Below are 24527 nucleotides of genomic sequence, written 5' to 3'. Positions count from 1 at the left end.
ACATTCGAACGTTTACGATGTATAAACACTTTTTGCGAGCAAAGTATATATAGGGTTTAAAAGCAGTTTAAAAAGGGTGTTAATTATGACGAGAGATTTTAAGATAAAAATTGAGAATGTAGTAGCATCGACTCAGATAGGAGAAAACATCGATTTGAACAAGATTGCGAGGGAAATACCAGATGCTGATTACAAGCCAAAGCAGTTCCCCGGCTTGGTTTTAAGAACTAAGGAACCTAAAGCTGCAGCCTTAATTTTCAGAAGCGGGAAGGTTGTATGTACCGGATCTAAGAGTGTTGAGGATGCTAGAAGGGTCGTAAAGCAGATAGTCAAGATCGTAGGAAGTTTGGGAATACCTGTCATAGAAGAGCCTGAAGTGAAAGTTCAGAACATAGTAGCATCGGCAGATTTGGGAACAGATTTGAATTTGAATGCAATAGCGATAGGTTTAGGTTTAGAAAATGTGGAATACGAGCCCGAACAGTTTCCCGGCTTAGTTTACAGACTTAGAGATCCTAGAGTTGTAGTTCTGATATTTGGCTCTGGTAAGATGGTCGTTACTGGAGGCAAAACTCCTGACGATGCGAGAAGAGCAGTTGAAAAAATAGCGGAGGAGCTTGAAAGCTTAGGATTGCTATGATCTGGAGTTACAGAGCTGTAAACAATAGAGTTGCTAGAAAGAAATGGCTCGCATTGGGTTTTGGACTAATAGTTGTCGGGCTAATTTACACGATTTTTAGAATCATCTACAGTAGCAAACTCATTTCTTCTTTGGCAATTTTCACGATCTTTGCTCTGATGGTCTTCCTTTACACCATAATAACGCTTGGAAAAGTAAGGTACTACTTCATTGAGGGCAACGAGATCGTCTACAAGCCCTTCAGAACAAAAATTGAAGATGTGGAGGGATACGAAGTCGATAGAGATAACATGGTAATCAGGTTAAAGTTAAAGAGACCTAAAATATTCGCCGTTAGGACTCTCTACTTCGACAAGGAGGAAGAGTTCGAAGACGTCTTAAGATTTTTGAAGAGAGTTTTGGGATGAGCAGCTGCAAGCTCCCAACAACTTTTTAAGAGTCGTCAACCGTACTTATCCAAAATCTCCTCGAAAGCCTGAACAACCTTTCTTAAATCATCTTTCGGAACGAGGTAAGTTGAAAGCTTTATGCTTTTAGTTCTACCCGGCTTTATTCCGTGAATATTCCTTTTCTTAAGCTCGTGATAGAGGAAGTAACCACCTTTCTTGACTTTTTTTGAAATTTCGTAAATCTTATCCGTTTTAAAGTGTAGAAGATCGTGGTTATGAGGTTTTTCACCCAAAAGCTCAAATCCTAGAGATTCAAACTCTCTAACGAACCATCTGGCCTTCTCAACCTCCTCGTTCCATCTCTTAACCCTCTCCTTAACGTGATCGAAGGAGGCCATCAAAGTCATTAGAGGGACACCTCTAACACTGCAACCCAAGAGCTCGACTTCTTTGTTCTTGAAACGTTCGGATTTTCTCAGGACAACCTTAGCGTAATCCTCAAACATCCCCACAACTCCAATCGGCCCGGCTGAGGCCATAGATTTGTGTCCGCTTCCAACGACAAAGTCAACACCAAGTTTTTCAGCTTTGATTTCCATTCTGCCAATTGAGTATGCACAGTTCAATAGTAAGGGAACTCCTTTATCGTGGCAAATCTCCGCAACGGCCTTAACATCGGGAAGGTTTCCGTAGTTTCCATCTGGATAGGTTAAAACAGCTAAAACAACATCCCCTTTCCTCCTAGCCTCTACAATCGCATCTTCATATCTTTCTTCAATAACCTTATACTCAGGATATCCGCTGTTCTCAACCTCAACAACGTTCAAACCAGCCCTTTCCGCTGATACAAATGTTGAATAATGAGCGTTTGAATCAACAACAACTATTCCATCCTTCTTTGCCAAGCTGTGCATGATCATAAACTTCCCTTCCCTTGCTCCATGAGTAACCCTTGCAACATCACAGCCCAGAAATTCAGCCAAATCTTTGATAAAATCTGCGATAGGCGGATTTTTTATACCGTGCAAATCTCCCATGCAAAAATCGCAAACGCTATACCCGTCACCCCATTCTACAAGCATTCTCCTTGCATCTTCTGTAAGTTTGCCACCAGTTTGAAGAGGATCGATGTTTATGAAGTCTTTAACCTTTCTCTCAACAAACATCGAAAGGTTGATACCTTACCAAGTTTAATTAAGTTGCGATGAGGTGGATTACAGCTTTAATTTTGGCTTTCCTCATCTTTGGATGTGCTCAGAAGAGTGTTGAAAAAGTAGATGTTAAATCAGTCTTCGAGAACGGTGAATTCATCCCAAAAAAGTATACATGTGACGGAGACGACATAAATCCGCCTTTGATTTTGAAAAATTTGGATCCTAAAGCCAAAAGTATTGTCATCATAGTTGAAGACCCCGATGCTCCCATGGGAACATTCACACACTGGATAATATACAACGTACCTCCCATAAGCGAAATCCCTGAAGGAATTCCAAGAGGTAAGTTAATAGAGAAACCCTTTAAGGCCATGCAAGGTAAAAACGACTTCGGATTCTACGGTTACGGAGGGCCTTGCCCACCTTCCGGCGTTCACAGGTACTACTTCAAAGTCTACGTTCTCGATACGGTTTTGGAATGGAAGGAATACAGTAAGGACGAGCTTAAGAGGGCTATTGAGAATCATGTGATTCAGTATGGTGAAATCATGGGAAAGTATTCGAGATCCTGACAAGCTTTGGTTCTTTCTCATATTTTATCCTGAAACCGATAGAGTAGAGGAACTCGTAAGATTTCTTTCCCTCTCCATGTATCATCAGCTCGAGTAAATCGTCTGGCGTATCTATGTCAACGCTTGCATAGAACGAGTCAAAGACTGTACATTTCAGATCCAAACTCTTTGCAAACTCCAAATGTCTTAAGAAGCTACAGTAGTAGTATCTGACCTTAAATTTCCTATCTCTGATGATTATCATGTTTGTTCCTCCCTTTCTCCCCGGAGCTATGACCACATCTCCCTCGCTTTCGAAAAACCTTCTGAGTATTCTGGAATTTATTAAAGGGATGTCAGACATTATCACAGCTGTCTCTCCTTCAATCCTTGAATTTATGGCATCATCGAGCTCTCTGCTGTCAACTACAACATCATAACTTTCAATTTTGAAGGGATGCGTTGAGATGATTTTTATATCACAATCGAAGCTACTCAAAGCGTCTAAAACATCCAAGAGCATGCACCTCGCAAAATTTTCTCTTTCATTTTTTCTCATAACCTTACTCAGCCTCGTCTTAGGGTTAACGGGTTTGAAAGGTATTAGTACGAGCATAAAACGAATTTGCAAAGGTCTATAAAACGTTGATCAAACTTCCTACATGAAGGTATACTTCGTAACATCGAACGAAGGGAAGTTTAGAGAAGTTAGAGAGATAGGAAAGAAATATGGGATTGAAATTGATTGGATAAGAAGGAAGTACTTGGAACCGCAGGGGAGCGATTTGGAAGAAATTGCTAGGATAAGCGCTCAGCTTTTAGCTGAGGAAATTAAAGAACCGTTCTTTTTGGAGGATAGCGGTCTATTTATCGAGGCCTTGAAGGGATTTCCCGGACCGTACTCATCATACGTTTTCAAAACCATAGGCAATGAGGGAATTCTAAAACTCATGGAGGGTGTTGAAGATAGGAGAGCATATTTCCTAGCGGTTATAGCATTTTGGGATGGTGAAAAGGTTTTAACATTCAAGGGAAGGGTAGATGGGAAAATTGCTAGAGAGATGAGAGGAGATAAGGGATTTGGGTTTGATCCAATATTTGAATACGGTGATAGGACTTTTGCCGAGATGGGTGAGGAGAAAAATGAAGTTTCTCATAGGAGAAGAGCTCTCGAAAGTTTCTTCGAGTATCTAAAGAGCTTGAAGTAGCTGGAGGATTACTTCTCTTCTTCTCCTTCTTGTATCGAAGTTTATTACGACTATCTGTTGCCAAGTTCCAAGCAAGAGTTCTCCGTTCTTAAAGGGAACAACCAAGCTCGTTCCGACTATTGCAGATTTCACGTGACTTGAACCGTTATCATCACCCCACGTCTTATGATGTTCGTAGTAATCGTCGTAGGGAGCTATTCTCTCCATCACCCTTGGAAAATCTTTCTTCAAGCCCGGCTCGTACTCAATCGTTGTTACCGCGCCAGTTGATCCCTTCGAGAAGACTAAGACTGCTCCTTCATCCTTTCCGCTCTCTTTAACGAACCTTCTGACTTCATCCGTTATATCCGCCATTTCGTTCGTGTCCAATTCAACTTCTACGACTTTTATCATGAGTTACAATCTTACAGGGCCATTAATCACGCTTTCGTTTAATTTCAAAAAACCTTAATATTTCGAAACATTGTTGTTTACCATGATACTTTATAAACAGTTTGGACTCAGCGCAAGAGAGGCCGCTGAGATAACAGCAGATGTCGTTGAGATAATAAGGCGTAAGCTCGACGATGAAAAGGCCGTTGAATTCCTAAAGAGCAAATACAGTGGTGACAAGCTCCTGTTTGCAATTCTCATGATAGGTAGGATCACCGGTATGAGTTTAGCCTTGCAAGACATCGAAAAGGCAAGGATGATAGTTGCGGATTTCTCAAGGCTCGTTAGAATTCTTGAGGAGAAGGGTAGAGATGAACTTGTAAAGACTCTTGAAAAAGATATTTTGGAAGAAACGTATGCTGAGGAAGAGTTGAGGAAAGGTTACGCATGATGTATGCAGAATGCGTTGTGAGGGGTTTGAAGGTCAGAATTCCTTTTGTTTGTAGGATGTGCGGGGAGTGTTGTAAAAAGCTCAGTAAAGTCGTTTACGATCCAAAAACTGGTAAAGTGTACGTAGAAGGTATCGAATTGGATTGTATAGACGGTCTTGATGAATTTAAGGAATTTTCTCACCCTATCAAAGTGCCCTGTCCATTTTTGAAGGATAACAAATGCACGATACACGAGATTAGACCAAAAAGCTGTAGGGAGTATCCACTTTTGACGGGTGATTTAGGTGTGAATTGTCCAGCCCTGAGATCTTTTAATAAATTCTTGAAGGCGTTTAATCCCGATAAGGTTGAATACAAGGTTGATGAAAAAGATATCAAGCCTGTTAAAATACCAATGAAATTCTACGAACTCTTCATAAGCTTGGAGCCGAGTAAAGAAGAACTCGCCGCCTTTCTTAAGCTCAACGAGTTAGAGAAAAATTTAAATCTTGAGTTGAGTAATACGATTAAGGGCCCGTAGCTTAGCCAGGTCAGAGCGCCCGGCTCATAACCGGGCGGTCGAGGGTTCAAATCCCTCCGGGCCCACTACTTCTTCCAAAATACTTCCTAAGACAGCTAATAGCTATCTTCAATACATATTCATCACAATCATGAGCAAAGCTTATATACCACTTGCCATAATAATGATTAGAGGTGATGAGCCTTGACGAAGATCGTCCACGCTCAAACCGTCTTGCCTGAAGACGTTTTAGAAGAGTTGAAGAGAAAAACGGGAGAGAGTACTACAAAGGATGCGCTGGCTAAAGCCGTTGAGCACTACTTGAGGTGCCCGTACATCCACGAAGATACGTTTGAGAAGAAGATAGAAGAGATTATCAAAAAGAAAAAGAAGTCTTAAGCCTTCCTAACAATTATCTTCTTACCAAAGTCTTTCGAAAGTTCAAAGATTTCTTCACCAACTTTAATTTTTATTGTATCATTGTTTTCTATAACCTCGATTCTATCTCCAACTTTGATTAGATCTTTCGCGCTCTTAGGTGCGATCAGAACTACATACTTACCCTTTCCAGCCTCCGAAAGAGGCAACTCTTCAAACTTGCACTCATCGCAGATGTCGCATACGCTCGATATTATTGTGCATATCCTTTCAACAACTTTCTCATCAGCGTGATGCTCCAGTTCGCAACTCAACTCTTTTGCCTTTTCCTCATCAACGCCTAGAAACTTGAAAAACTTTTCAAATATCTTATAATATCTCTTTATTTTTTCTGCTATCCGTCTTCCATCCTCAGTTAGAACAACACCTCTGTAAGGAACATAATCAACGTAGCCCATATCTTTCAGTTTAATAAACATCTCCGTAACGCTTGACGGCTTAACGTTTAGTCTCTTAGCTATATCACTCGTCCTAACAACTCTCTTCTCCTTCTCCTGTATATCGAGTATGGCCTCGAGGTACTCCTCAACCCTTTCCACAAGCTTAGGTTAAAACCCTTAAATTAAAGGTTTTTCTAATTCTGCGAAATTGTGATATTCCAGAAAGACATCTGAGAATTCGTGTCAAAAATTGAAAAACTAAAGGAATTCATATCGAAAATTGGGAAGAACGGCGTAGTTGTGATGTTCTCCGGAGGAGTTGACAGTGTTACGCTTACCAAGCTTTGCAAAGATGTTATTAAGAGAGTTTTTGCTGTAACGGTAGTATCGGAAGTTTTATCAAAATACGATGTTGAATATGCGAAGTCTGTTGCCAAAGAGATTGGAGTTGACCATTACATTCTTGAAATTGATCTACTCAACGATGAAAACTTTGTAAGGAATGACGAAAACAGATGTTACTTCTGCAAAAAGAAAATGATAAGGATGGTGAAGGAGTTTGCGAGTGCAGTCGGTGTAGAATGTATAGTCGAGGGAACCAACGTAAGCGAATTGAATGAATACAGACCGGGCTATAGGGCTGTTGTTGAAGAAGGTGTATACAGTCCGTGGATCGAAGTGGGAATTGATAAGGAGGAGATTAGATCGATTGCAAAGAAGCTAGGTCTGAGTGTGCACGACAACCCCCCAACGACTTGCCTAGCCACGAGGATACCTTTTGGACATAGAATAACGCATGAGAGGTTGAGGAGAATTGAAAAAGCTGAAAGCATCGTAAGGGATCTCGACTTCAAGGTTGTAAGGGTAAGGGATTATGGAGATATAGCAATTGTAGAAGTTGGTAGAGAAGAGAGATCTAAGTTTTTCAATGTTGATTTGATGGATTACCTCTCAAAGAGTTTAAAGGATTTGGGTTACAAGTACGTTACACTAAATTTGGAAGGCTACAGCAGATTCTAGCTACCCTTCAACTATGCTAATTTGTGAACCACTGGTTCGACCAAAAAATTTATATACCAGAGTCAACACACATATAAATTGGCTTTCGCAAAACTTAAATAGGATCGACCATGAGGCTGAAGAAAATCGGTAAAGTTAGTCATGTGTCGAAGTCAGGATTCATAGTAGTAAAAGCCAAGGAACTCCCAAAAATTGGTTCTGAAGTTTGTAACAGAAAGCTCGAGAAAATAGGTTACGTTTATGACATAATTGGGCCAGTAAAATCACCGTTCATTCTAATCCGTCCAAAAGATAGGAAGGTGTTGAGAAGGTTTGACGATGAATTGTTTGTAATTGAAGGGGGTGAGGATTATGGTAGAAAAGGAGAAGGTAAGGGAGGTAGAAAAGGAAAAGGAGAAGGAAAAGGAAGAGGTAAAAGAGATAGAAAAAGAGGAAATAATTGAAGTCTGCCCTGAATGTGGTAGCCCGAGGATAGTTAGAGACTACAAGAGGGGTGAATTAATCTGTCAGGATTGCGGTTACGTTATCGAAGAAAGATATATCGATGCTGGACCTGAGTGGAGAGCATTTGACAGCGAGCAGAGAGAGAAGAGGAGCAGAGTTGGAGCTCCTATAACATATACTATCCACGATAAAGGTCTAACTACGATCATCGACTGGAACAACAAGGACTATTATGGAAAGGCAATCTCCGTAAGGACTAGAGCACAGCTGTTTAGGCTTAGAAAGTGGCAGAGGAGGATTAGAATAAGCAACGCTACTGAAAGAAACCTTGCATTCGCTTTGAGTGAACTAGACAGAATGGCATCAGCCTTAGGACTGCCTAAGAGCGTTAGAGAAACAGCTGCAGTCATTTACAGAAAGGCCATTGAGAAAAACCTTATCAGGGGTAGGAGTATTGAGGGAGTTGTTGCTGCAGCTTTATACGCTGCTTGCAGGCAGGCTGGTGTGCCTAGAACTTTGGACGAGATTGCACAGTATTCGAGAGTTGATAGAAAGGAGATAGGAAGAACGTACAGGTTCATTGCGAGAGAATTGGGCTTAAAGCTCATGCCCACAAGCCCAGCGGACTACGTTCCAAGATTCTGCGCTGCTCTAGGTCTAAGTGGTGAGGTGCAGAGAAAGGCTATTGAGATAATCAAGAAGGCCGAAGAGAGAGAATTGACAAGCGGAAGAGGTCCAACTGGAGTTGCTGCAGCGGCTATATACATAGCTTCAATTCTGTGCGGAGAGAGGAGAACTCAGAGAGAGGTCGCCGAAGTCGCTGGCGTTACCGAAGTCACCATAAGGAACAGATACAAAGAATTGGCTGAAAAGTTGGGAATTGACATCATTCTCTAATTTTTGAATAGCTTTAAATTCCATCCATTTTACATCTTTCAATGAGTGAGGAGAAAGAGGAAAGGCTGATTATTAAGAGAGACGGCTATCCTTCTCCCGGAGAAATTGTAATAGGGACTGTCACAAGAGTAATGGACTTCGGAGCATTCGTTTCGCTCGATGAGTACGAGAACAAAGAGGGAATGGTTCACATAAGCGAAGTCGCACCGGGATGGATAAAGGATATAAGGGACCATGTCAAGAAGGGACAAAAGGTCGTCTGCAAGGTTCTAGGCGTAAATCCGAAGAGAGGACACATCGATTTGTCGATCAAAGACGTTACAGAAAGGCAAAAGAGGGAAAAGTGGCAGGAGTGGAAGAACGAGCTCAAGGCATTTAAATGGCTTGAAATCATCGGTGAAAAGTTGGGGTTGAGTAGGGAGCAACTTATCGAGATAGGAAAGAAATTGATTAAAGAGTATGACAGCGTATACGAGGCTTTTGTTGAGTGTGCCTACGAAGGCTACGAAGTTCTTGCGAAAATAGTTGGAGAGGAATTTGCAAAAGAGATGGCAGAAATTGCGAGAGAAAACATCAAACCGCCCAGAGTTAAGGTGAGAGGGTACTTTGAGCTCAAGAGCTATGCTGGTGATGGCGTTGAAAGAATAAAGAAGGCGCTGATGAAAGCCTATGACGTGATAAAGAAGTTTCCAAATATTAAAGCTGAAATTGAATACGTTGGTGCACCGAGATACAGGATTGTACTTGAAGCTGACGACTATAAGGTTGCCGAGAAGGCTTTGAAATCCGTGGTCGATACGGTCTTAAAAACGATAAAGAGGCTAGGTGGAGAGGGTAATTTTGTCAGGGAGCATATAGGGTGATGTTATGGATGTTGTTGCGACTGTCGTTGGTAACTACCCAAGACCCGAGTGGTTCAGGGAGTATTTGCGAAAGGTTGAGGGTTTGCAGAAGGATTTGGATGTCGAAGTTGAGAGAGAAGTTTTAAGGAAGGCTATAGCTGAGGTTATTGACGAGCAGAAGAAAGCAGGAATCGAGCTATACACCGATGGACAACTGATCTGGCATGACTTCCTACTAACGATCGCTTCAAGATTGGAAGGATTTGAAATGAACGGTCTCGTTAGGTATTTCGATAACAACCTGTACTACAGGATACCGATCGCGAAAAGTAAGATTAAAAGGACAAAGAAAATTCTCTACGACTTCGAGATAGCTTTTGAGATTGAGAAGAATATTAAGGCCGTTTTGAGCTGTTACACCGTGGCGAAGCTTTCGAGGAACGAGTTCTATCCGAAGTTTGAAGATTTCCTATGGGATATCTGTGAGGCTATTAAGGAGGAGATTAAAGAACTCGAAGAAAGAGGTGTTAAGTACATTCAGATAGACGAACCTGCGTTGCTTTACGCTGAGAAATCGGAGCTTGAAGTTCTTAAAGACGTTTACAAAGAGCTTACGAACACCAAAATGGAAACTATACTCATGACATACTTTGATTCTGCTGAAAGAATTTTTCCAGAAGTCCTAGACTTCGGCTTCGACGTTATCGGATTGGATTTTGTCGAAGGATACGAGGAGAATTTGAAGGTAGTTGAGGAATACGACTTCAGTGCGATAAACGTAGGGTTGATAGACGGAAGAAACACGAAGATGGAGAGTTTGGAGGAGTTGAAAGTCAAGTTCGAGGAGATAACTTCGAAAGGTAACTTCAAGAAAGTTTACATCTCTCCAAACACTGGACTGGAATTCTTACCTCGTATCAAAGCATTTGAAAAGATGCAGTTGGTTGCTAAGCTCAAGGGGGTGGTAGAATGAAAACCACAGTAGTTGGAAGTTATCCAAAACCAAAGTGGCTTCTCAGGATGATCAGACTCCATAAAGAGGGCAAAGTCGATGACAAAGTGATGGATGAAGCCTACAAGGATGCTGTGAAAGCTGTAGTTAAGGATCATGAGATTGCTGGTGTCGATATAATCTGGGATGGAGAGATGCGTAGAGAGGAGATGACATCATACTTCGCCGAGAGAATAGACGGTTTTGTAATATACGGTGAGGTTAGAGTTTGGGGTAACGCTTACTACCCGAAGCCTTCGATAGTCGGCGAGCTTAGATACAGAGACGAGCTAGCCATCAAGGATTTTCTATACCTCAGAAGTGTGACCGACAAGGAGATCAAAGTTCCAATAACTGGAGCGTACACAATAGTTGACTGGAGCTTCAACGAGTATTATCCGAGCAAAGAAGAAGCTGTATATGCTCTGGCTGAGGTTTTGAACAAGGAGTTCAGAGAGCTTGTGAAGGTCGGAGCGAACTACATCCAGATCGACGAGCCGGCAATTCCCACACATCCGGAAGAGATAGAGATTGCTAAAAATGCCGTTGAGATAATGGTGAAGGGAGTAAAAGCTTACATAGGTATGCACATGTGCTACGGAAATTACAGGGCGATATTTCCGGAAATTCTGGACTTCAAAGTTGATCAGATAGATTTTGAATTTGCAAACAGAAACTTCGAAGATTTGGCAATACTGAAAGAATATGACTACGACAAGGATTTGGGATTTGGTTGCATAGACGTTCACAGTAAGAGAGTCGAGACAGTTGAAGAGGTTAAAAGGGCAATATACATGGCTCTGGAAATAGTTAAACCAGATCAACTCTACGTCGATCCAGATTGTGGATTGAAGCTCCTGCCAAGGGATATTGCGTTTGAGAAGCTCAAGGTGATGGTTCAAGCAACTAACGAGGTTAGGAAGGAGCTGGGGTTAGAGCGTTAGCTATGGGTGTCTTTTAGTTATTTGAGAATTTTGAAAGTAGTTCGTTAAAGATGAAAAAGTATATGAACTTCCTAAATTAATTTCGATGAAATGGAGAGGGATATACTACTTGAAAGACTTGAGAAGAAACTCGCGGAAAAGGAGAAGGAGGTTGAGGAGTTGAGAAAAATGCTGTCTTCCAAAGCCTTGGAGGATTTGAAGAATGAACTTAGGGAGGAGTTCAAGAAAGATCTCAAAGCTATCGAAGCAAAAGTTGCTGAGCTATCGAAGAGCGTTGAAGCTTTAATGAACGAAGTTCTCTTTATCAAGTCGGAGATTAAGTCGTATGAGAAGAAGGAAACTGAAATAGTTGACATACCTCTCGAAAAGGAGGAGTCAGAAATAGAGGTTGCGGAAAAGAAGGAGGAAAAGCGGTACGAGCTCGATGACGATGAGATAATAATCGTTGATTGAGATGTTCATAAGGAAAATAAAGCTTAGAAACTTTAAATCATTCAAAAAAGCCGAAATAGAGTTCAGAGACAACTTTACAGTGATAACAGGACCCAACGGTAGCGGTAAATCCAACATAATCGACTCCATACTCTTTTGTTTTGGCATAAGTTCTTCAAAAACACTCAGAGCGGACAAGCTAACTGATCTAATAAAGCACGGGCAGAAAGAGGCAGAAGTTACGATAGAACTTGACGGATATATAGTTAGGAGAAGAGTGAAGAAGACAGACAAAGGCTATTACAGCTATTACTACATAAACGGTAAGAGTGTTAGTTACTCTGACATCGAAAGGCTAATTGAAAAGCTCGGGCTAAACACAGAGTACAACATCGTCATGCAGGGAGACGTTACGAGAGTTGCAGAGATGACACCAATTCAGAGAAGGAAAATAATCGAAGATATAGCTGGAATTTCGGAGTTCGAGGAAAAAAAGGAGAAGGCACTTGAGGAACTTGAGGAGGTTAAGAGGAACATAGAAAAGGTAGAGATAACAATAAAGGAGGTCGATGACAGGTTATCCCAGCTAAAGGTTGAGAGAGAAGAGGCTATAAAGTACAAGAATCTCGTAGAGGAAAGGGAGCTACTTCTGAATTACAAGAGAATTCACGAGTACCTCAGGCTGGTTAATACGGCAAACAGTTTGAGAAAGAGGTTGGAAGAGCTAAATGAGGAGAGAGACCAAATTTTGAAGGCTATTACGGATATAAACTCCAGACTCGTTAATCTGAATGAAGAAGTTAAGGAGATAGTTGATAGAATTGAATCATTCAAAGACAGTAGACTGAAAAGGATAAACGAAGAGATAAACGTTGTAAGCAACGAGATTAGCGGGCTTAAAAAGTTGATAAGTCTATTCAGTTCTGAAGTAGAAGATTTGAACAGGGAAAAAGAGAAGACTCTAATATCCCTTCAAAGGGCTGAGGAGGAGATAAAGAGAATTAACGAGGAACTCAGAGATATAGATGTCAAAATGGAGAGTCTTGAGAACATTCTGAATGAGAAGATTAGCTATCTAAACGCATTGAAAATTAAATACGATGAGATTACATCAAGATTCAGAGCTCAAAGAGAGGAGTTAGAGAGTAAGTTGAATTTGTTGAACGAGCTTAAAGAAAAGAGAACTTCTCTTCTGAAGGAGAGAGAAAAAATACTGGAAGGGCTGAGAAGAATTGGAATGGAAATAGATGATATGGAGTTAAGCAGAGAGAAGATTGATCTAAGCAGAATTTTCGATGAGATTGCTGAAGATGAAAGGAATTTAGCTATTCTTAAGAATGAAATGGACAAGTTGAAGCTAAAGTTGTTCGAGATTGATGGAGAGATATTCAAGCTGAGAGATGAGATTGCCAAGATCGATAAGGAGATAAGGGAAAAGGAGATCGAGCTTGCTAAGGTATCGGCAATTCAAAAGCCAAGAGCTGTTGAAGTTGTTTTGAAAGCTAAAGAGGAGGGCAAGCTTGAAGGAATATACGGAACTGTTTCACAGCTTTGCAGTGTTGATGAAAAATACGCTCTAGCTCTGGAAATTGCTGGAGGAAACGCCTTAAACTTCATAGTTGTTGAAGACGAGGACAAGGCTATAAGGGCTGTCAAGTATTTAAAGGACGTTGATGGAGGGAGAGCAAGCTTCATACCCCTTAACAGGATTAACATCAGTCTAAATCTCGACAAATCCGTTTTAAGTGTTGAAGGAGTAATAGATTACGCAGTCAATCTTATCGAGTGCGATAGAAAGTTCAGGAAAGTCTTTGAGCTCGTTTACAAGGATGCACTCGTAGTTGAAGATATTGATACGGCAAAGAAATTCATGAACAAGTTCAGAGTAGTTACCCTTGACGGAGATCTAATAGAGAAGAGCGGTGTAATAACTGGTGGATCAATCAAAAAGAAAGCGACTCTGGGTTTGTTTGACAGAGAGAGAAGATTGAGAGAAGATATCGAGAATCTAAAGAGAAGTAGGTCAGAGCTTGAGTCAAAACTTTCGGAAGTTGAGCTTGAAAGAAAGGATTTGGAGAAAAGAATTGAAAAGTTGAATGAAGACATTACGAGCCTCAAGAGTAAGATATCAACAAGCGGAGCTAAGGTTGATGAGTTTAGCAAACTTTTGAAAGATATCGAAGAGAAATTAAAAGAAAAGAGAAGAGAAGCCGAAATTCTGAACTCGAAAGCTTTGGAAGTTGAGGAGGAAATAAACAAAATAGAGGAAAATATCAGATGCATCGAAAGAGAAGTTAAAGAGTTAGAGTCGAAGTTGAAGGATGACAGGATCGTTAAATTAAATACAAAAATTGAAGAAATTAGAGGAGAGATAGAAAGGTTGAAAGATCTCAAATCAGTTCTTTCATCAAAGCAGAGCAGTTTAGTTGCTAAGAGAGAACAGCTAATTAAAGCGATAGAAGAATACAAGTCAAGCCTGAATGACTTGGAAAAGAAGATTACGGAGAGATTGAACGGTATCGAGGATGCTAAAGCTAAGATTTTGGAGCTTGAAAGGCGTTTGGAGAGTTTAAGAGAGGAAGAAAGGAGAATTAACAAGGAGGTTGGAGATCTCAGGGAAAAGAGGGACGAACTCCTAAAGGAGATAGACAAGCTCGAAAAGGAGAAATCTCAGAAGACGCTTGCTGAAAAGCTCTTGGAGGAGCGTATTAAAGATTTGAAGGAAAAACTGGCTGATGTTGAGAAAACTCTTGAATCTTACGACATCGAGATTCCGAAGGATCTCCCATCTCTAGAATACGTTGAGAGGAAGCTTCTGCAAGTTGAAGAGGAGTTGAAGAGTTTCGGCGAAATCAATATGAAAGCTATTCAAGAGTACGAGGATGTTAAGAAGAGATTGGACGAACTGATTGAAAAGAAGAAAACGCTTGAGAGGGAAAGGAAAGAGATCATTGAGAAGATAAAAAGAATTGAGAAGATGAAGAAAGAGGCTTTCCTATCCACTTTTAACTCCATAAACGAGAAATTCAAGGAGATAGTGAAAGAGTTGGCCGATGGTGAGGGTGAGATATACTTGGATAAAGATGATCCGTTCCAGAGTGGATTACATATCAGGTTCAAGCCTTTCGGAAAGCCCATTCAAAGGTTGGAAGCTATGAGTGGAGGAGAGAAGAGTTTGCTGACCTTAGCCTTCATATTTGCAATACAAAGGTACAAGCCCGCTCCTTTCTACGCTTTCGATGAGGTGGATATGTTCTTGGACGGCGTGAACGTTGGAAGGTTGGCAAAGATGATAAAGAAGCTTTCAAAGGATGCACAGTTCATAGTTGTCTCTCTGAGAAAGCCAATGCTTCAAGAGGCAGACCACGTGATTGGGGTTACGAGGGGAGGTGAGGAGGAATCGATAGTGACCGCGATCCAATTGAGATAATAGTTGACATGGCGAAGAAGGGTGAGATAGACCCTTGGAATATAGACATAGTTGATCTAACCGACAAATTTCTCCAGAAGATAGAGGATCTAAGGGTTTCTGGGAGGATAATACTGTATGCATCGATCCTACTCAGAATGAAGTCAGAGGTCTTGCTGAACGAGATTTACGGTGAGGAGGATGAAGATTACGAACTCGATTTCAATTCTGATTTAAATAATGTTGATTTATTCAATGATGTAAGAATAGATATCCCCATTGTCAGGAGAAAGGTTAAGAGGTACACGACGTTGGATGAGCTTGTTCGTGAGCTTAGAAGGATTGAAAGGCTAAAGGAAAGAAGAGCAAAGAGAAAGAGAGTTGAGAAAAGAATTGTAAGCTTTGAAAATGTTCCACATGAGGAGGATGTGGAGGAGAAAATTGTAGAGGTTTACAAGAGTCTTCTGAGTCTTGGAATGAAAGAGATATCTTTTCTAAATCTCGTGAGAGGTTTCGATAAGCCCAAGAAGGTGACGTACTACATATCGATACTCCATCTCGCATACAGGAAAAAGTTGAAAGTTGAGCAGGAAAAGCCGTACGAGGATATAAGGGTGATCTTGAATGAAAGAGGAGATTGAAGCAATTTTGTTCTCATCCCCAGAGCCCGTAGATGTTAGAGATATAGCCAAGATTTTGAGAACGAAAGTTGAGGATGTGGAGGAAGCTGTTAATGAGCTGATAAAGGACTATGAAAGTAGATCCACAGCCTTGGAGATAATAAGGCTTGGAAACAGGGTACTCATGAGAGTCAAGCCGAAGTATCAGCATCTCGTTTCTGGGGAGAGAGACTTAGATAGATCAACCCTAAGAACTCTCGCAATAATAGCAGTAAATCAGCCGATAGAGCTCTCGAAGCTTGCGAAAATGAGAGGAAACAGATGCTACGAGCAGGTCAAGAGGTTGGAAGAGCTTGGCTTGGTTAAGTCCGAGAAGAAAGGAAGAACAAAGATTTTAACAACTACCGAGGCTTTCATAAAGTACTTCGGCTTGAATGTGAGTAGTATCGACGAGATTAAAGATGTTTTGAGAAGGAGATTAGAAAGTTTAAATTTATAAACTCTCAAGTTCTCTCAAAGCAAATGTTCGAAAAGGTTCTCGTTGCAAACAGGGGAGAGATTGCTATAAGGGTGATGAGAGCGTGTAGAGAACTCGGCATAAGGACTGTTGCAGTGTACAGTTCTGCTGATAGAAGGGCTTTGCACAGACTTTACGCGGATGAGAGTTACTACATAGGTAAGGCAGATGCCAGAGAAAGCTACCTAAACATAGATCGAATCATAGAGGTTGCTAAAAAGGCGGATGTCGATGCAATACATCCCGGTTACGGATTCTTAGCCGAGAATCCCGAGTTTGCAAAGAGGTGTGAGGAGGAAGGGATAGTTTTCATAGGTCCAAGCTCGGATGTCATCGCAAAGATGGGTTCTAAGGTCATGGCAAGAAAGTTGATGCAGGAAGCAGGATTACCTGTGGTTCCCGGTTCTCCAGCTTTGGAGGATGTAGATTCCGCCTTCAAATGGGCTGAAAAGATAGGTTATCCAGTGGCGATTAAGGCTTCTGGCGGTGGAGGAGGTATAGGTATCACGATAGTCAACAGCGAAGATGAACTTGAACAGGCTTTTTACAAGTCGAAGAAATTGGGAGAAAAGTACTTTGGAGATGCGACCGTCTACATAGAGAAGTATCTACCGAAACCCAGACACATAGAGTTCCAAGTGTTGGCAGATGAGCATGGAAACGTCATTCATTTGGGGGAGAGGGAGTGCAGTATTCAGAGGAGGCATCAGAAGTTGATAGAGGAGTGTCCTTCTCCCGCAGTTGATGATGAGACTAGGGAGGAGATGGGAAAGTTGGTTGTAAAGGGTACCAAGTATATCGGATACACTAACGCCGGAACTATGGAATTCCTTTATCAGGACGGGAAGTTCTACTTCCTCGAGATGAATACCCGTCTGCAGGTTGAGCACACGATCACCGAACTCGTAACGGGGATAGACATAGTGAAATATCAGATAAAGATCGCTTATGGAGAAGAGCTTTATCACGATCAGGAGGATGTTGTAATGAGGGGACATGCAATAGAGTGTAGAATAAACGCCGAAGATCCGATAGAGTTCCTGCCGAGGAGCGGTAGGATTGTCCATTACAGGAGTCCCGGTGGTATTGGCGTTAGGGTTGACAGCGGTGTTCACATGGGTTACGTCATTCCGAAGGAGTACGATCCGATGATCTCGAAACTCTGCGTCTGGGGAGAGAACAGACTTGAAGCTATATACAGGATGAGGAGGGCTCTTTGGGAGTACGTAATAGTTGGAGTTGAGACTAACATACCCTTCCACTTAGCGGTGATGCACAACGATGCCTTTGTGAGAGGAGAAACGCATACGAAGTTTGTGGACGAGCAGGACATAAGGGAGGAGGTCAGAACATACATGGTTAAGTATCATCCGATAATGAAGAGGCTCGATGAGGTTTTCAGGGAAGAAATTAAGGAGGAGGACATAGCCGTAGCTTTAGCTCTTGCAGAGTATCAGAGGTATGAGGAGCCAAGGATCAGCACTTGGAAGATGCACGCAAGGCTTGAAAACGTTAAATAATTAAACTTCAAAACTTTCTCCCGGCTTGAGAATTACCACCTTAACTCCCAATTTCTCCGCTTCTCTCTTAAACTCCTCAGGATCCTGCTTTATCGGAGGGAAAGTGTTGTAGTGCATGGGAACAACTATTTCGGGTTTGAGCAACTCGATGGCTTTCAAAGCGGTTTTCGGTGACATGGTGTAAAATCCACCTATTGGCAAAAGTGCCACCTTCGGCTTGTATATCTCTCCAATCAGTTGCATATCCATGAAAACATCCGTATCGCCAGCATGATAAACTGAAACACCATCTTCAACCACGTAACCCACGGCCTTTCCACCACTCACGATTTCATTTCCCACTATATCAGCTGAATGCACGGCGTTAACCATGCTCACCTTAACGCCTTCGTAGTCGAGAGTCCCACCGATGTTCATCCCTATGGTCTCGCAACCCCTCTTAGCCAGATAAACCGCAAGCTCGTAAACTGCAACTATAGGAGCCTTGCATCTCTTAGAAATGGCTTCAGCATCGCCTAAGTGATCTCCGTGTCCGTGAGTTACGAGTATAAGATCCACATCAATCTCCTCTGGCTTTACTGGGGCTGTGGGGTTTCCCGTTAGGAAGGGATCGATTATGATCTTCTTCGTTCCTTCAAGCAGAAAGCACGCATGTCCGAGCCAAGTTATCTTCATGGTAAATCGTAGAATTCATCGAGTAAAAAACTTTCGCAAACGTTTTATTTCGAAATGTGAGTACCTTTTATGAAAAAGCTAATTGCACTACTCTTAGTCCTGACAATTGCATTGTTGGGCTGTTCTCAGAAGTCCGCATTAGAAACTGGAAGTAAGGCCTGTAATTACTCCAATATCGAAGTCTACTTCTACTACTCTCCTACATGCCCGCATTGCGAGAAGGTAAAGCCGTACATAGACAAGCTTAGAGAGAAATACAAGGATGTGAAATTCATCTACTGCAACGTTTCCGATAAGAACATTTCCAAAGCTTGCTACACCTACGCCTACTACGTAATCGGTGTGCCAACGGTTGTGGTACATGCTGGGAATGTAACAACCGCTCTCGCGGGAGATAGAGATATAATAGGACTTGAGAACTTAATTAGGAGTTTAGCATGCTGCGGAAAGTGATCTGTGCGGTGGGGTTGGTTGTATGTGGATACCTACTTTATCTGACTGAATACGTTGGAATCTGCTTGGATCACTGCGATCCATTCAACTACTCTTTGGGCTTAGCTTGGTTCCTGATTGGCTTAATATTAAAAGAAAGGGGTTTGCAAATTTGGGCTTTGGCAGGGCTCTTAGGAATTGCATACTTTGTTATAAGAGAATTATTTGAGGGTTTCTGCCTTTACTGCACATTCATTCATCTGATTGCCTTGACTGCAGTTCTGAGTACGAAAACAGATCGTGCGTTATCACGATATCATCGCAAGGTTCGTTGACTATCTTCGTTTCGATTACATTTCCGTAAGCCTCCCAAACTTTCTTAACTTCCTTTACATCACCAAAAGCAACAAAACAAGGTCCGTTTCCAGAGAGACCGCAACAGCAGTTGGAATCCTTTACGATCTCCACGACCTCAATAGGATAGCCTATCGCTTTGCAGTAGTGCAGGGTGTTGTAATACATAGCACTCTTGTAATCTCCCCTTCTTGCAAACTTTAAGGCTTTTCTGACAAGAGTTAAGTCCCTCCTAATCTCATTTAAGTCTATCCTACCTCTTCCGAACTCTGGAATGAGAATCACAGCTTTAGCTCTCTTAAACTCCCATCTGAGCATTTGCATACTCGTGTTGTCCGTTAATACTATTCCTCCCAATAGAGATGCCGAAGCATCGTCAAAGGCTCCAGTGTAGCTTATACCGCATTCAAGAGAGAGCTTAGCATTTAGCCTGAGAATATCTCCAGCATTGAGGGATTTCGAGATATACTTATAAACTGCCAACAGCAGTGCATTCAAAAAGGCTGAACTGCTACCCAATCCACTCCCCTTCGGTATCTCGCTCTCAACTTCAACAACTGCATTGAGTCCGAAGTGATTTAATACGGTATCGAGAACTATACTCCTTCGTTCAATTCCGTTCTCAACCACAACGTTATCGTTTACTTCGAAATCAACTCTAACCTTCAGCTTTAAATCCAAGCCGAAGGCACAGCCGTAGCCCGTAGCTAGGGCGTTGATTATAGTTCCCGCTGAGTAGGCTTGGGCCTTCACGATGGGAATGGGATTAGAGTTATTAAGACTTTGTCCTAATGACTTTTATGGATCCTTTTGAGGAGAAAAGGAGAAGGATGGTTGAGAGGCTAAAGGAGGAGTTGGGAATAAGCGACAAAGTTGCAAAGGCTATGTTGAAGGTTCCCCGTCACCTCTTCGTTCCCAAGGCTTACGAGAGGGAAGCTTACGTCGATACTCCCCTTCCAATAGGATTCGGACAGACTATAAGTGCTCCTCACATGGTTGCGATAATGTGCGATCTGCTCGATCTCAAAGAGGGAGAGAAGGTTTTGGAAGTAGGAGGCGGAAGTGGGTATCACGCTGCAGTCGTTGCGGAGATTGTTGGAAAGAAGGGGAAAGTTATTGCAATAGAAAGAATTCCCGAGCTCGCTGAAAGAGCTAAGGAGGTTTTGAGGCTCTTAGGTTACGACAACGTCAAGATAGTCGTTGGCGATGGAACTAAGGGTTACCCTGAGGAAGCTCCCTACGATAAAATATACGTTACCGCATCCGCACCAGACATTCCAAAACCTCTCATCGAGCAGTTGAAGCCGGGAGGGAGGATGGTTATTCCAATAGGCAGATATGAGCAGCATCTCTACGTAGTTGATAAAGATGAGAGTGGAAAGATTCACAAAAGAGTTTGGGGACCCGTAAGGTTTGTACCGCTCGTTGGCGAGTACGGGTTTAAAGAATGGGAATGATCAATCCCTTTTAGGAAGTAAAGACGAAAGCCAGCCGACGAAAATCGCTTATCGATCTTGTCTGAATCCATAGCCTTCCTTCACCTCTAAACTCAGCGACTAACCCCTCTCCACTCAAAATCGTTGCCTTCAGACCTCCAACTTTCCTAACGTTAAAGTCTAAGCCGTCTTCAAAAGCAACGATGTGCCCAGTATCTACCACAAACCGATCTTCACATGCATCTCAACAATCCCACCAAAGGATGAAAGGAAGAGGTCACCGCTACCACTAATTTTCAGGAGTATCAACCCCTCTCCAGCAAAGAAGCTCCTCGCTTTTCCCCACTTTGCATCGATATCAACGTTGGGTGTTGAGGCTAAAAAGCACCACTCTGAGCGTAAACGACACCGTTCAAAGGAATGTGGATTATATCACCTTGGTAGGAAGGAGCCAACCCGACAACAGCATCGCTTTCAACGGCAACAAATCTGTTGACGAAAAAGCTTTCTCCGGCTATAATCCTCTTCAATCCACCTAAAAAACTACCCTTAGCTTCGGTTTTAAGCTTTACTCCCCTCATGTATATCATTGCGCCAGTTTCGGCAAGAACTTCCCCCATATTCAGCTTAAGCTCGAGGAAGCTGTAACTCGGCTTGGAAAGGATCTCAAATTCTCATACTACGAATTTTCATCAAACTATTTTAACCCTTTGTCTTAGCTTCGGGAGTGAGGATTGTTGAAGAGTCTTTGAAGGGAAGAAAGGGGGAGATAAAGGTCATCCCAGAAAGCTTGGATGATCTATGGCATCTCAAATACATCATCGAGCCTAAGGATGTAGTCTACTCTTGGACCAAGAGGATCAGAGAAAGCGGAGATAAGCTTAGGAGTGATAAGGAGAAGGTTACTGTTAGATTGGGGGTTGAAGTTGAGAAGGTCGAGTTTCATAGGTTTGCGAACAGGTTAAGGATTACTGGGAGGATTGTGGGGGGAGTTGAGGACTCAGGATACCACACCCTAAGCATTACCGTAGGCAAGGAGCTCAGCATAATCAAAGAGGAGTGGAAGGAAGAGCAGTTGAAAAGGCTTAGAGAGGCTACGCAAAAAAAGCCAGAGGTAGCAATCGTCACGATTGAGGAGGGAGAGGCTGTTGTTGGTGTTGTGAGGGAGTGGGGGGTTGAGGAGATATTCAACGTTAGAAAGAGTTACGGAAAGGATAGCAGTGAGAGGATAGAATTCTTCCACGAGATCATGAGACAGCTTGAGAATTTGGAATTCAACTACTTGGTTATTGCTGGACCCGGCTTTACTAAGGAGGACTTTGCGGAGTTTTTAAAGGAGAAAAAGCCAGAGTGGAAAATTTTAACGTGCGATGCATCGAGCATAGGCGTTAGAGGATTTATAGAAGTTCTCAAGAGGGGTGTTCTCGACAGAATTGGGAGGGAAATCAGGTTAAAGGAGGAAGCGGAATACGTTGAAAGGTTGCTTGAAGGTATTGCTAAAGGTGATAGGGTTGCTTACGGACTTGATGAAGTGAAGAAGGCATACGAATACGGAGCTATCGAAGTCTTGCTTGTGGTTGACGAGTTTTTGAGGGAAGAAAGGGAGAGGTGGGACATAGATAACTTTCTGAGGGATGTGGAGAGCTTGGGAGGTAAGGTTGTTATCGTCAGTTCGGAGTTCGAGCCAGGAAAGATGCTGATGAGCTTGGGAGGGATTGGAGCTTTGCTTAGGTTTTCTATTGAGGTGTGATCGTGAACGACTTAACCTTGTGCTCACCGTTCGCACTGTACCCTATTTCGATATAGATAGTTTCTCCCGACATATCTATATTCCCACCATGCCGATTATAAAATTCGTATAGATATATCTTGGCTGTTGAATCTGCATTCATATATGCATCTGTGCCACTGTTCTCATCTCCACTAACACCTAAATCGACCTTAACTGGTAAAGACGTTCCACCATAGTAATCTACATAACTAGGTATACTTGCATCTACATACACTTCACAATATCTTGGTTGATTGTTAGGAAATACCTCGTCACTTAATGTGGTAATCTGTGCACTTTGAGGTTCAATATATATATAATCTATTTCAACTGTTGTGTTAAATCTGTTTGTAATTGTAAACTCTACTCCACCCGCCCTATCCCGCCTCGGCCAAGGACTGTCTGGCCCATCCAACGCTAAAGCATCGTTGTTGTATATCAAATCACCAACCCATATCCACACCGACGTTGAATTAACAAGAGATCCGTTGTCCACAACAGTTAGAGTCACTTTGTATGCCCCCCAATTGCTGTAGGTGTGCGTTACAGTAGGAGAAGTAGTTGTTACAGCGTTGCCATCACCAAAGTCCCATCTGTATTCAACTATAACACCATCTGGATCGTAGCTTGAAGAAGCATCAAAGGTAATTACTTCACCAACAGCTGGATATGAGGGAGTGTATGTGAAAATCGCTACGGGTTGCTCGTTTATTCCAAATCCGTATATGTTTAAATGCAAAATGGCGTATGCACAGCTGTACGATGCTACCACTGCTACAGAGCCGTTGTCGTTAGCTGTAATTGACACCTCCGCGTCTCCGCTTTCGTTTGTCGTAACGCTATCGGGTATCGCAACTATTGTAGAGTTCTTAGATAAATCTATATTTGCTCCGATTAGAGGACTGTTTTCATATTCGGCGTGCAAGAAGAAAGATTTCGTGTTTCCTTCCAAACTCACATTCCAATCGTAGCTGTTAACATTCCATTTGATTGAATACGGACATGGAGCAGATCCAACAGGAGTTACTTTAATTGTGTAAGTGACGCTAACAGATTTGTTCTCTACGCATTCTATCTTCACGGTAGCAGTACCAGCATTACTAGCAGTGAATGTAAAGTAAGCTTCGCCCCTCTCATTCGTAAATGCATTTTGAGGATTCACACTCCCTCCACTTGCACTCACGCTCAAGTTAACATTACCCATAGGATTGAAATACTGATCCAAAACTCTAACGCCCAAAACAATGCTCTCTCCTTGGCTTAGAGTAATTTCGCTTGGGTTTAGTCTAACCACGTAACTTGGATGTAATGTTTCACTCCTCAAGCTTCTATAAGCTTCTTCAACCTGCTCGGCGGAGAGACCTACGCCAGTCATCACGTAAAGATAGTATACTCTTAGGGTTACATTTTTCAGCGTCGCACTGATAGTTCCATTGCTTTCGTTTACATCCACGCTGTAATTCAAACCTTTCAGAGTGCTATTCCAATACTCAGGGTAAACAGATTTAAATGTCAGATTTGCATTGGAGATCCAAGCCCCACCGACATCTTTTGGAACAGATATTGGAACGATTACAACACTTGTGGGCCTGTTTGAAGAGATAGAACTAAAGCTTGTATTAATCATGTAGATGTTCACATACCTTCTACAAAACATCTTCTGCTCCCCAGAAACCATTATCGTGTGATCAAACATTTTGAATATTGCCGTATTCTCGTAAATAATCTTGTAATTTGGATTTGCAAAGTAATTGAGCCCCACTGTGATTCTGTTCGTGTTATATGAGAGTTTATTGATGACTCTATCATCGATCCTAATTTCACCACTCACATTGATTGTCATCTGTTCAATCGAAATTGAACTGGCACCTGTTGTGGGAGTCATTAGAAAAAGATAATTCGGATATTCAACACCCAAATCGAAACTAACTATACCTTCTTCACCTTTGATTACATCTCTATCAAACTCGTAAATCTCTTCAATCACCTTGTTCATGTGCTTCATTTCGACGTCTTTCAAGATAGAGGGGACAAGCTTAGTTTGAACTAAGGAAAGGAAAACCATACCTATAAGCAACAGCAGTATAAATCCTATGAGAGGTGTAACACCTTTACTGTCCACGCTCTGAAATTGCGAGAG

At 42.0% G+C, this 24527-nt stretch carries 28 protein-coding genes, 1 tRNA gene and 1 pseudogene; 22 read left to right on the top strand and 8 right to left on the bottom strand.

What is annotated here, in order from left to right:
- The first annotated feature begins 85 nt into the window (after positions 1-85).
- Both ARCPR_RS00285 and ARCPR_RS00280 read left to right on the top strand, forming a co-directional pair.
- Positions 86-640, top strand: coding sequence for a TATA-box-binding protein (locus tag ARCPR_RS00285; RefSeq protein ID WP_012939470.1), 555 nt, complete (start codon positions 86-88; stop codon positions 638-640).
- Positions 637-1047: a hypothetical protein gene (locus tag ARCPR_RS00280; protein WP_012939469.1), complete on the top strand. Its 411-nt coding sequence runs from the start codon at positions 637-639 to the stop codon at positions 1045-1047. Before ARCPR_RS00285 ends, ARCPR_RS00280 begins: the two co-directional genes overlap by 4 nt.
- 35 nt (positions 1048-1082) lie before the next feature.
- Here ARCPR_RS00280 and pscS read toward each other — a convergent pair whose 3' ends face one another.
- Positions 1083-2195: an O-phospho-L-seryl-tRNA:Cys-tRNA synthase gene (gene pscS / locus ARCPR_RS00275; protein WP_012939468.1), complete on the bottom strand. Its 1113-nt coding sequence runs from the start codon at positions 2193-2195 to the stop codon at positions 1083-1085.
- 38 nt (positions 2196-2233) lie between these two features.
- On the opposite strand from pscS, the gene ARCPR_RS00270 reads away from it, so the two are divergent.
- Positions 2234-2755, top strand: coding sequence for a YbhB/YbcL family Raf kinase inhibitor-like protein (locus ARCPR_RS00270; RefSeq protein WP_012939467.1), 522 nt, complete (start codon positions 2234-2236; stop codon positions 2753-2755).
- On the opposite strand, the gene cofC is transcribed toward ARCPR_RS00270, so the two are convergent.
- Entirely contained in the window at positions 2730-3350 is a 621-nt protein-coding gene (gene cofC, locus ARCPR_RS00265; protein ID WP_012939466.1) for a 2-phospho-L-lactate guanylyltransferase, read from the bottom strand. The two genes, ARCPR_RS00270 and cofC, sit on opposite strands and share 26 nt — an antisense overlap.
- Before the next feature lie 46 nt (positions 3351-3396).
- Here cofC and ARCPR_RS00260 point away from each other — a divergent pair, with 46 nt between their 5' ends.
- Positions 3397-3942: an XTP/dITP diphosphatase gene (locus ARCPR_RS00260; protein WP_012939465.1), complete on the top strand. Its 546-nt coding sequence runs from the start codon at positions 3397-3399 to the stop codon at positions 3940-3942.
- Here the strand turns inward: ARCPR_RS00260 and ARCPR_RS00255 are convergent.
- Positions 3925-4335, bottom strand: a complete 411-nt coding sequence (locus tag ARCPR_RS00255) for a secondary thiamine-phosphate synthase enzyme YjbQ (protein WP_012939464.1) — start codon at positions 4333-4335, stop codon at positions 3925-3927. The two genes, ARCPR_RS00260 and ARCPR_RS00255, sit on opposite strands and share 18 nt — an antisense overlap.
- Positions 4336-4417: 82 nt before the next feature.
- Between ARCPR_RS00255 and ARCPR_RS00250 the strand changes: the two genes are divergently transcribed.
- The 4 genes from ARCPR_RS00250 to ARCPR_RS00240 all read left to right on the top strand — a co-directional run bounded on the left by ARCPR_RS00250 (position 4418) and on the right by ARCPR_RS00240 (position 5664).
- Complete coding sequence (locus ARCPR_RS00250) at positions 4418-4765, top strand: hypothetical protein (protein WP_012939463.1); 348 nt, start codon at positions 4418-4420, stop codon at positions 4763-4765.
- Positions 4765-5286: a YkgJ family cysteine cluster protein gene (locus ARCPR_RS09455; RefSeq protein WP_187286411.1), complete on the top strand. Its 522-nt coding sequence runs from the start codon at positions 4765-4767 to the stop codon at positions 5284-5286. The genes ARCPR_RS00250 and ARCPR_RS09455 overlap by 1 nt, the downstream gene beginning before the upstream one ends.
- Positions 5277-5351, top strand: a tRNA-Ile gene (locus ARCPR_RS00245). The genes ARCPR_RS09455 and ARCPR_RS00245 overlap by 10 nt, the downstream gene beginning before the upstream one ends.
- Positions 5352-5469: 118 nt before the next feature.
- The gene (locus ARCPR_RS00240) at positions 5470-5664 is read left to right on the top strand and encodes a DUF5371 family protein (RefSeq protein WP_012939461.1); all 195 of its coding nucleotides are present in this window, start codon (positions 5470-5472) and stop codon (positions 5662-5664) included.
- Here ARCPR_RS00240 and ARCPR_RS00235 read toward each other — a convergent pair.
- The gene (locus ARCPR_RS00235) at positions 5661-6242 is read right to left on the bottom strand and encodes a metal-dependent transcriptional regulator (RefSeq protein ID WP_012939460.1); all 582 of its coding nucleotides are present in this window, start codon (positions 6240-6242) and stop codon (positions 5661-5663) included. The genes ARCPR_RS00240 and ARCPR_RS00235 overlap by 4 nt on opposite strands.
- Before the next feature lie 81 nt (positions 6243-6323).
- On the opposite strand from ARCPR_RS00235, the gene larE reads away from it, so the two are divergent.
- The 11 genes from larE to ARCPR_RS00180 all read left to right on the top strand — a co-directional run bounded on the left by larE (position 6324) and on the right by ARCPR_RS00180 (position 17719).
- Entirely contained in the window at positions 6324-7103 is a 780-nt protein-coding gene (gene larE, locus ARCPR_RS00230; protein WP_012939459.1) for an ATP-dependent sacrificial sulfur transferase LarE, read from the top strand.
- A 110-nt stretch (positions 7104-7213) separates the two neighbouring features.
- Positions 7214-7546 carry an H/ACA ribonucleoprotein complex subunit GAR1 gene (locus tag ARCPR_RS00225; RefSeq protein ID WP_048084283.1) on the top strand — a complete coding sequence of 111 codons (333 nt, stop codon included), beginning with the start codon at positions 7214-7216 and terminating at the stop codon, positions 7544-7546.
- Positions 7455-8444 carry a transcription initiation factor IIB gene (locus ARCPR_RS00220; RefSeq protein WP_012939458.1) on the top strand — a complete coding sequence of 330 codons (990 nt, stop codon included), beginning with the start codon at positions 7455-7457 and terminating at the stop codon, positions 8442-8444. The genes ARCPR_RS00225 and ARCPR_RS00220 overlap by 92 nt, the downstream gene beginning before the upstream one ends.
- A gap of 41 nt (positions 8445-8485) precedes the next feature.
- Positions 8486-9307, top strand: coding sequence for a translation initiation factor IF-2 subunit alpha (locus ARCPR_RS00215; protein ID WP_012939457.1), 822 nt, complete (start codon positions 8486-8488; stop codon positions 9305-9307).
- Positions 9308-9311: 4 nt separating this feature from the next.
- Entirely contained in the window at positions 9312-10259 is a 948-nt protein-coding gene (locus ARCPR_RS00210; RefSeq protein ID WP_012939456.1) for a hypothetical protein, read from the top strand.
- Positions 10256-11221 carry a methionine synthase gene (locus tag ARCPR_RS00205; RefSeq protein WP_012939455.1) on the top strand — a complete coding sequence of 322 codons (966 nt, stop codon included), beginning with the start codon at positions 10256-10258 and terminating at the stop codon, positions 11219-11221. The genes ARCPR_RS00210 and ARCPR_RS00205 overlap by 4 nt, the downstream gene beginning before the upstream one ends.
- A 90-nt stretch (positions 11222-11311) precedes the next feature.
- On the top strand, positions 11312-11674 hold the full coding sequence (locus ARCPR_RS00200; protein WP_012939454.1) for a hypothetical protein: 363 nt from the start codon (positions 11312-11314) through the stop codon (positions 11672-11674).
- Position 11675: 1 nt separating this feature from the next.
- The gene (gene smc / locus ARCPR_RS00195; protein ID WP_012939453.1) at positions 11676-15083 is read left to right on the top strand and encodes a chromosome segregation protein SMC; all 3408 of its coding nucleotides are present in this window, start codon (positions 11676-11678) and stop codon (positions 15081-15083) included.
- An 8-nt stretch (positions 15084-15091) separates the two neighbouring features.
- A complete protein-coding gene (locus ARCPR_RS00190) occupies positions 15092-15703 on the top strand; it encodes a segregation/condensation protein A (protein WP_012939452.1) in 612 nt (203 codons plus the stop codon).
- Positions 15687-16181 (top strand): SMC-Scp complex subunit ScpB, encoded by a 495-nt coding sequence (gene scpB, locus ARCPR_RS00185; protein WP_012939451.1) that lies wholly within the window; start codon positions 15687-15689, stop codon positions 16179-16181. The genes ARCPR_RS00190 and scpB overlap by 17 nt, the downstream gene beginning before the upstream one ends.
- Before the next feature lie 23 nt (positions 16182-16204).
- Positions 16205-17719 carry an acetyl-CoA carboxylase biotin carboxylase subunit gene (locus ARCPR_RS00180; RefSeq protein WP_012939450.1) on the top strand — a complete coding sequence of 505 codons (1515 nt, stop codon included), beginning with the start codon at positions 16205-16207 and terminating at the stop codon, positions 17717-17719.
- Here ARCPR_RS00180 and ARCPR_RS00175 read toward each other — a convergent pair whose 3' ends face one another.
- A complete protein-coding gene (locus ARCPR_RS00175) occupies positions 17720-18394 on the bottom strand; it encodes a metal-dependent hydrolase (protein WP_012939449.1) in 675 nt (224 codons plus the stop codon). It lies immediately after the preceding gene.
- 69 nt (positions 18395-18463) lie between these two features.
- On the opposite strand from ARCPR_RS00175, the gene ARCPR_RS00170 reads away from it, so the two are divergent.
- Positions 18464-18847 carry a TlpA family protein disulfide reductase gene (locus tag ARCPR_RS00170; protein ID WP_012939448.1) on the top strand — a complete coding sequence of 128 codons (384 nt, stop codon included), beginning with the start codon at positions 18464-18466 and terminating at the stop codon, positions 18845-18847.
- A gap of 231 nt (positions 18848-19078) precedes the next feature.
- Here the strand turns inward: ARCPR_RS00170 and ARCPR_RS00165 are convergent, their stop codons facing one another.
- Positions 19079-19933: a shikimate kinase gene (locus ARCPR_RS00165; RefSeq protein ID WP_012939446.1), complete on the bottom strand. Its 855-nt coding sequence runs from the start codon at positions 19931-19933 to the stop codon at positions 19079-19081.
- 47 nt (positions 19934-19980) lie between these two features.
- Here ARCPR_RS00165 and ARCPR_RS00160 point away from each other — a divergent pair, with 47 nt between their 5' ends.
- Positions 19981-20637 (top strand): protein-L-isoaspartate O-methyltransferase, encoded by a 657-nt coding sequence (locus ARCPR_RS00160; RefSeq protein WP_012939445.1) that lies wholly within the window; start codon positions 19981-19983, stop codon positions 20635-20637.
- A 10-nt stretch (positions 20638-20647) separates the two neighbouring features.
- Here ARCPR_RS00160 and ARCPR_RS00155 read toward each other — a convergent pair.
- Positions 20648-21236: pseudogene (locus tag ARCPR_RS00155) on the bottom strand (TIGR00266 family protein).
- 107 nt (positions 21237-21343) lie between these two features.
- On the opposite strand from ARCPR_RS00155, the gene ARCPR_RS00150 reads away from it, so the two are divergent.
- Positions 21344-22366: an mRNA surveillance protein pelota gene (locus ARCPR_RS00150; RefSeq protein WP_012939444.1), complete on the top strand. Its 1023-nt coding sequence runs from the start codon at positions 21344-21346 to the stop codon at positions 22364-22366.
- On the opposite strand, the gene ARCPR_RS00145 is transcribed toward ARCPR_RS00150, so the two are convergent.
- On the bottom strand, positions 22353-24509 hold the full coding sequence (locus tag ARCPR_RS00145) for a PKD domain-containing protein (RefSeq protein ID WP_012939443.1): 2157 nt from the start codon (positions 24507-24509) through the stop codon (positions 22353-22355). The two genes, ARCPR_RS00150 and ARCPR_RS00145, sit on opposite strands and share 14 nt — an antisense overlap.
- Positions 24510-24527 lie beyond the last annotated feature (18 nt).

Source organism: Archaeoglobus profundus DSM 5631, assembly GCF_000025285.1.
Lineage (GTDB): Archaea > Halobacteriota > Archaeoglobi > Archaeoglobales > Archaeoglobaceae > Archaeoglobus_B > Archaeoglobus_B profundus.
This window is presented reverse-complemented; position numbering and strand designations above follow the sequence as displayed.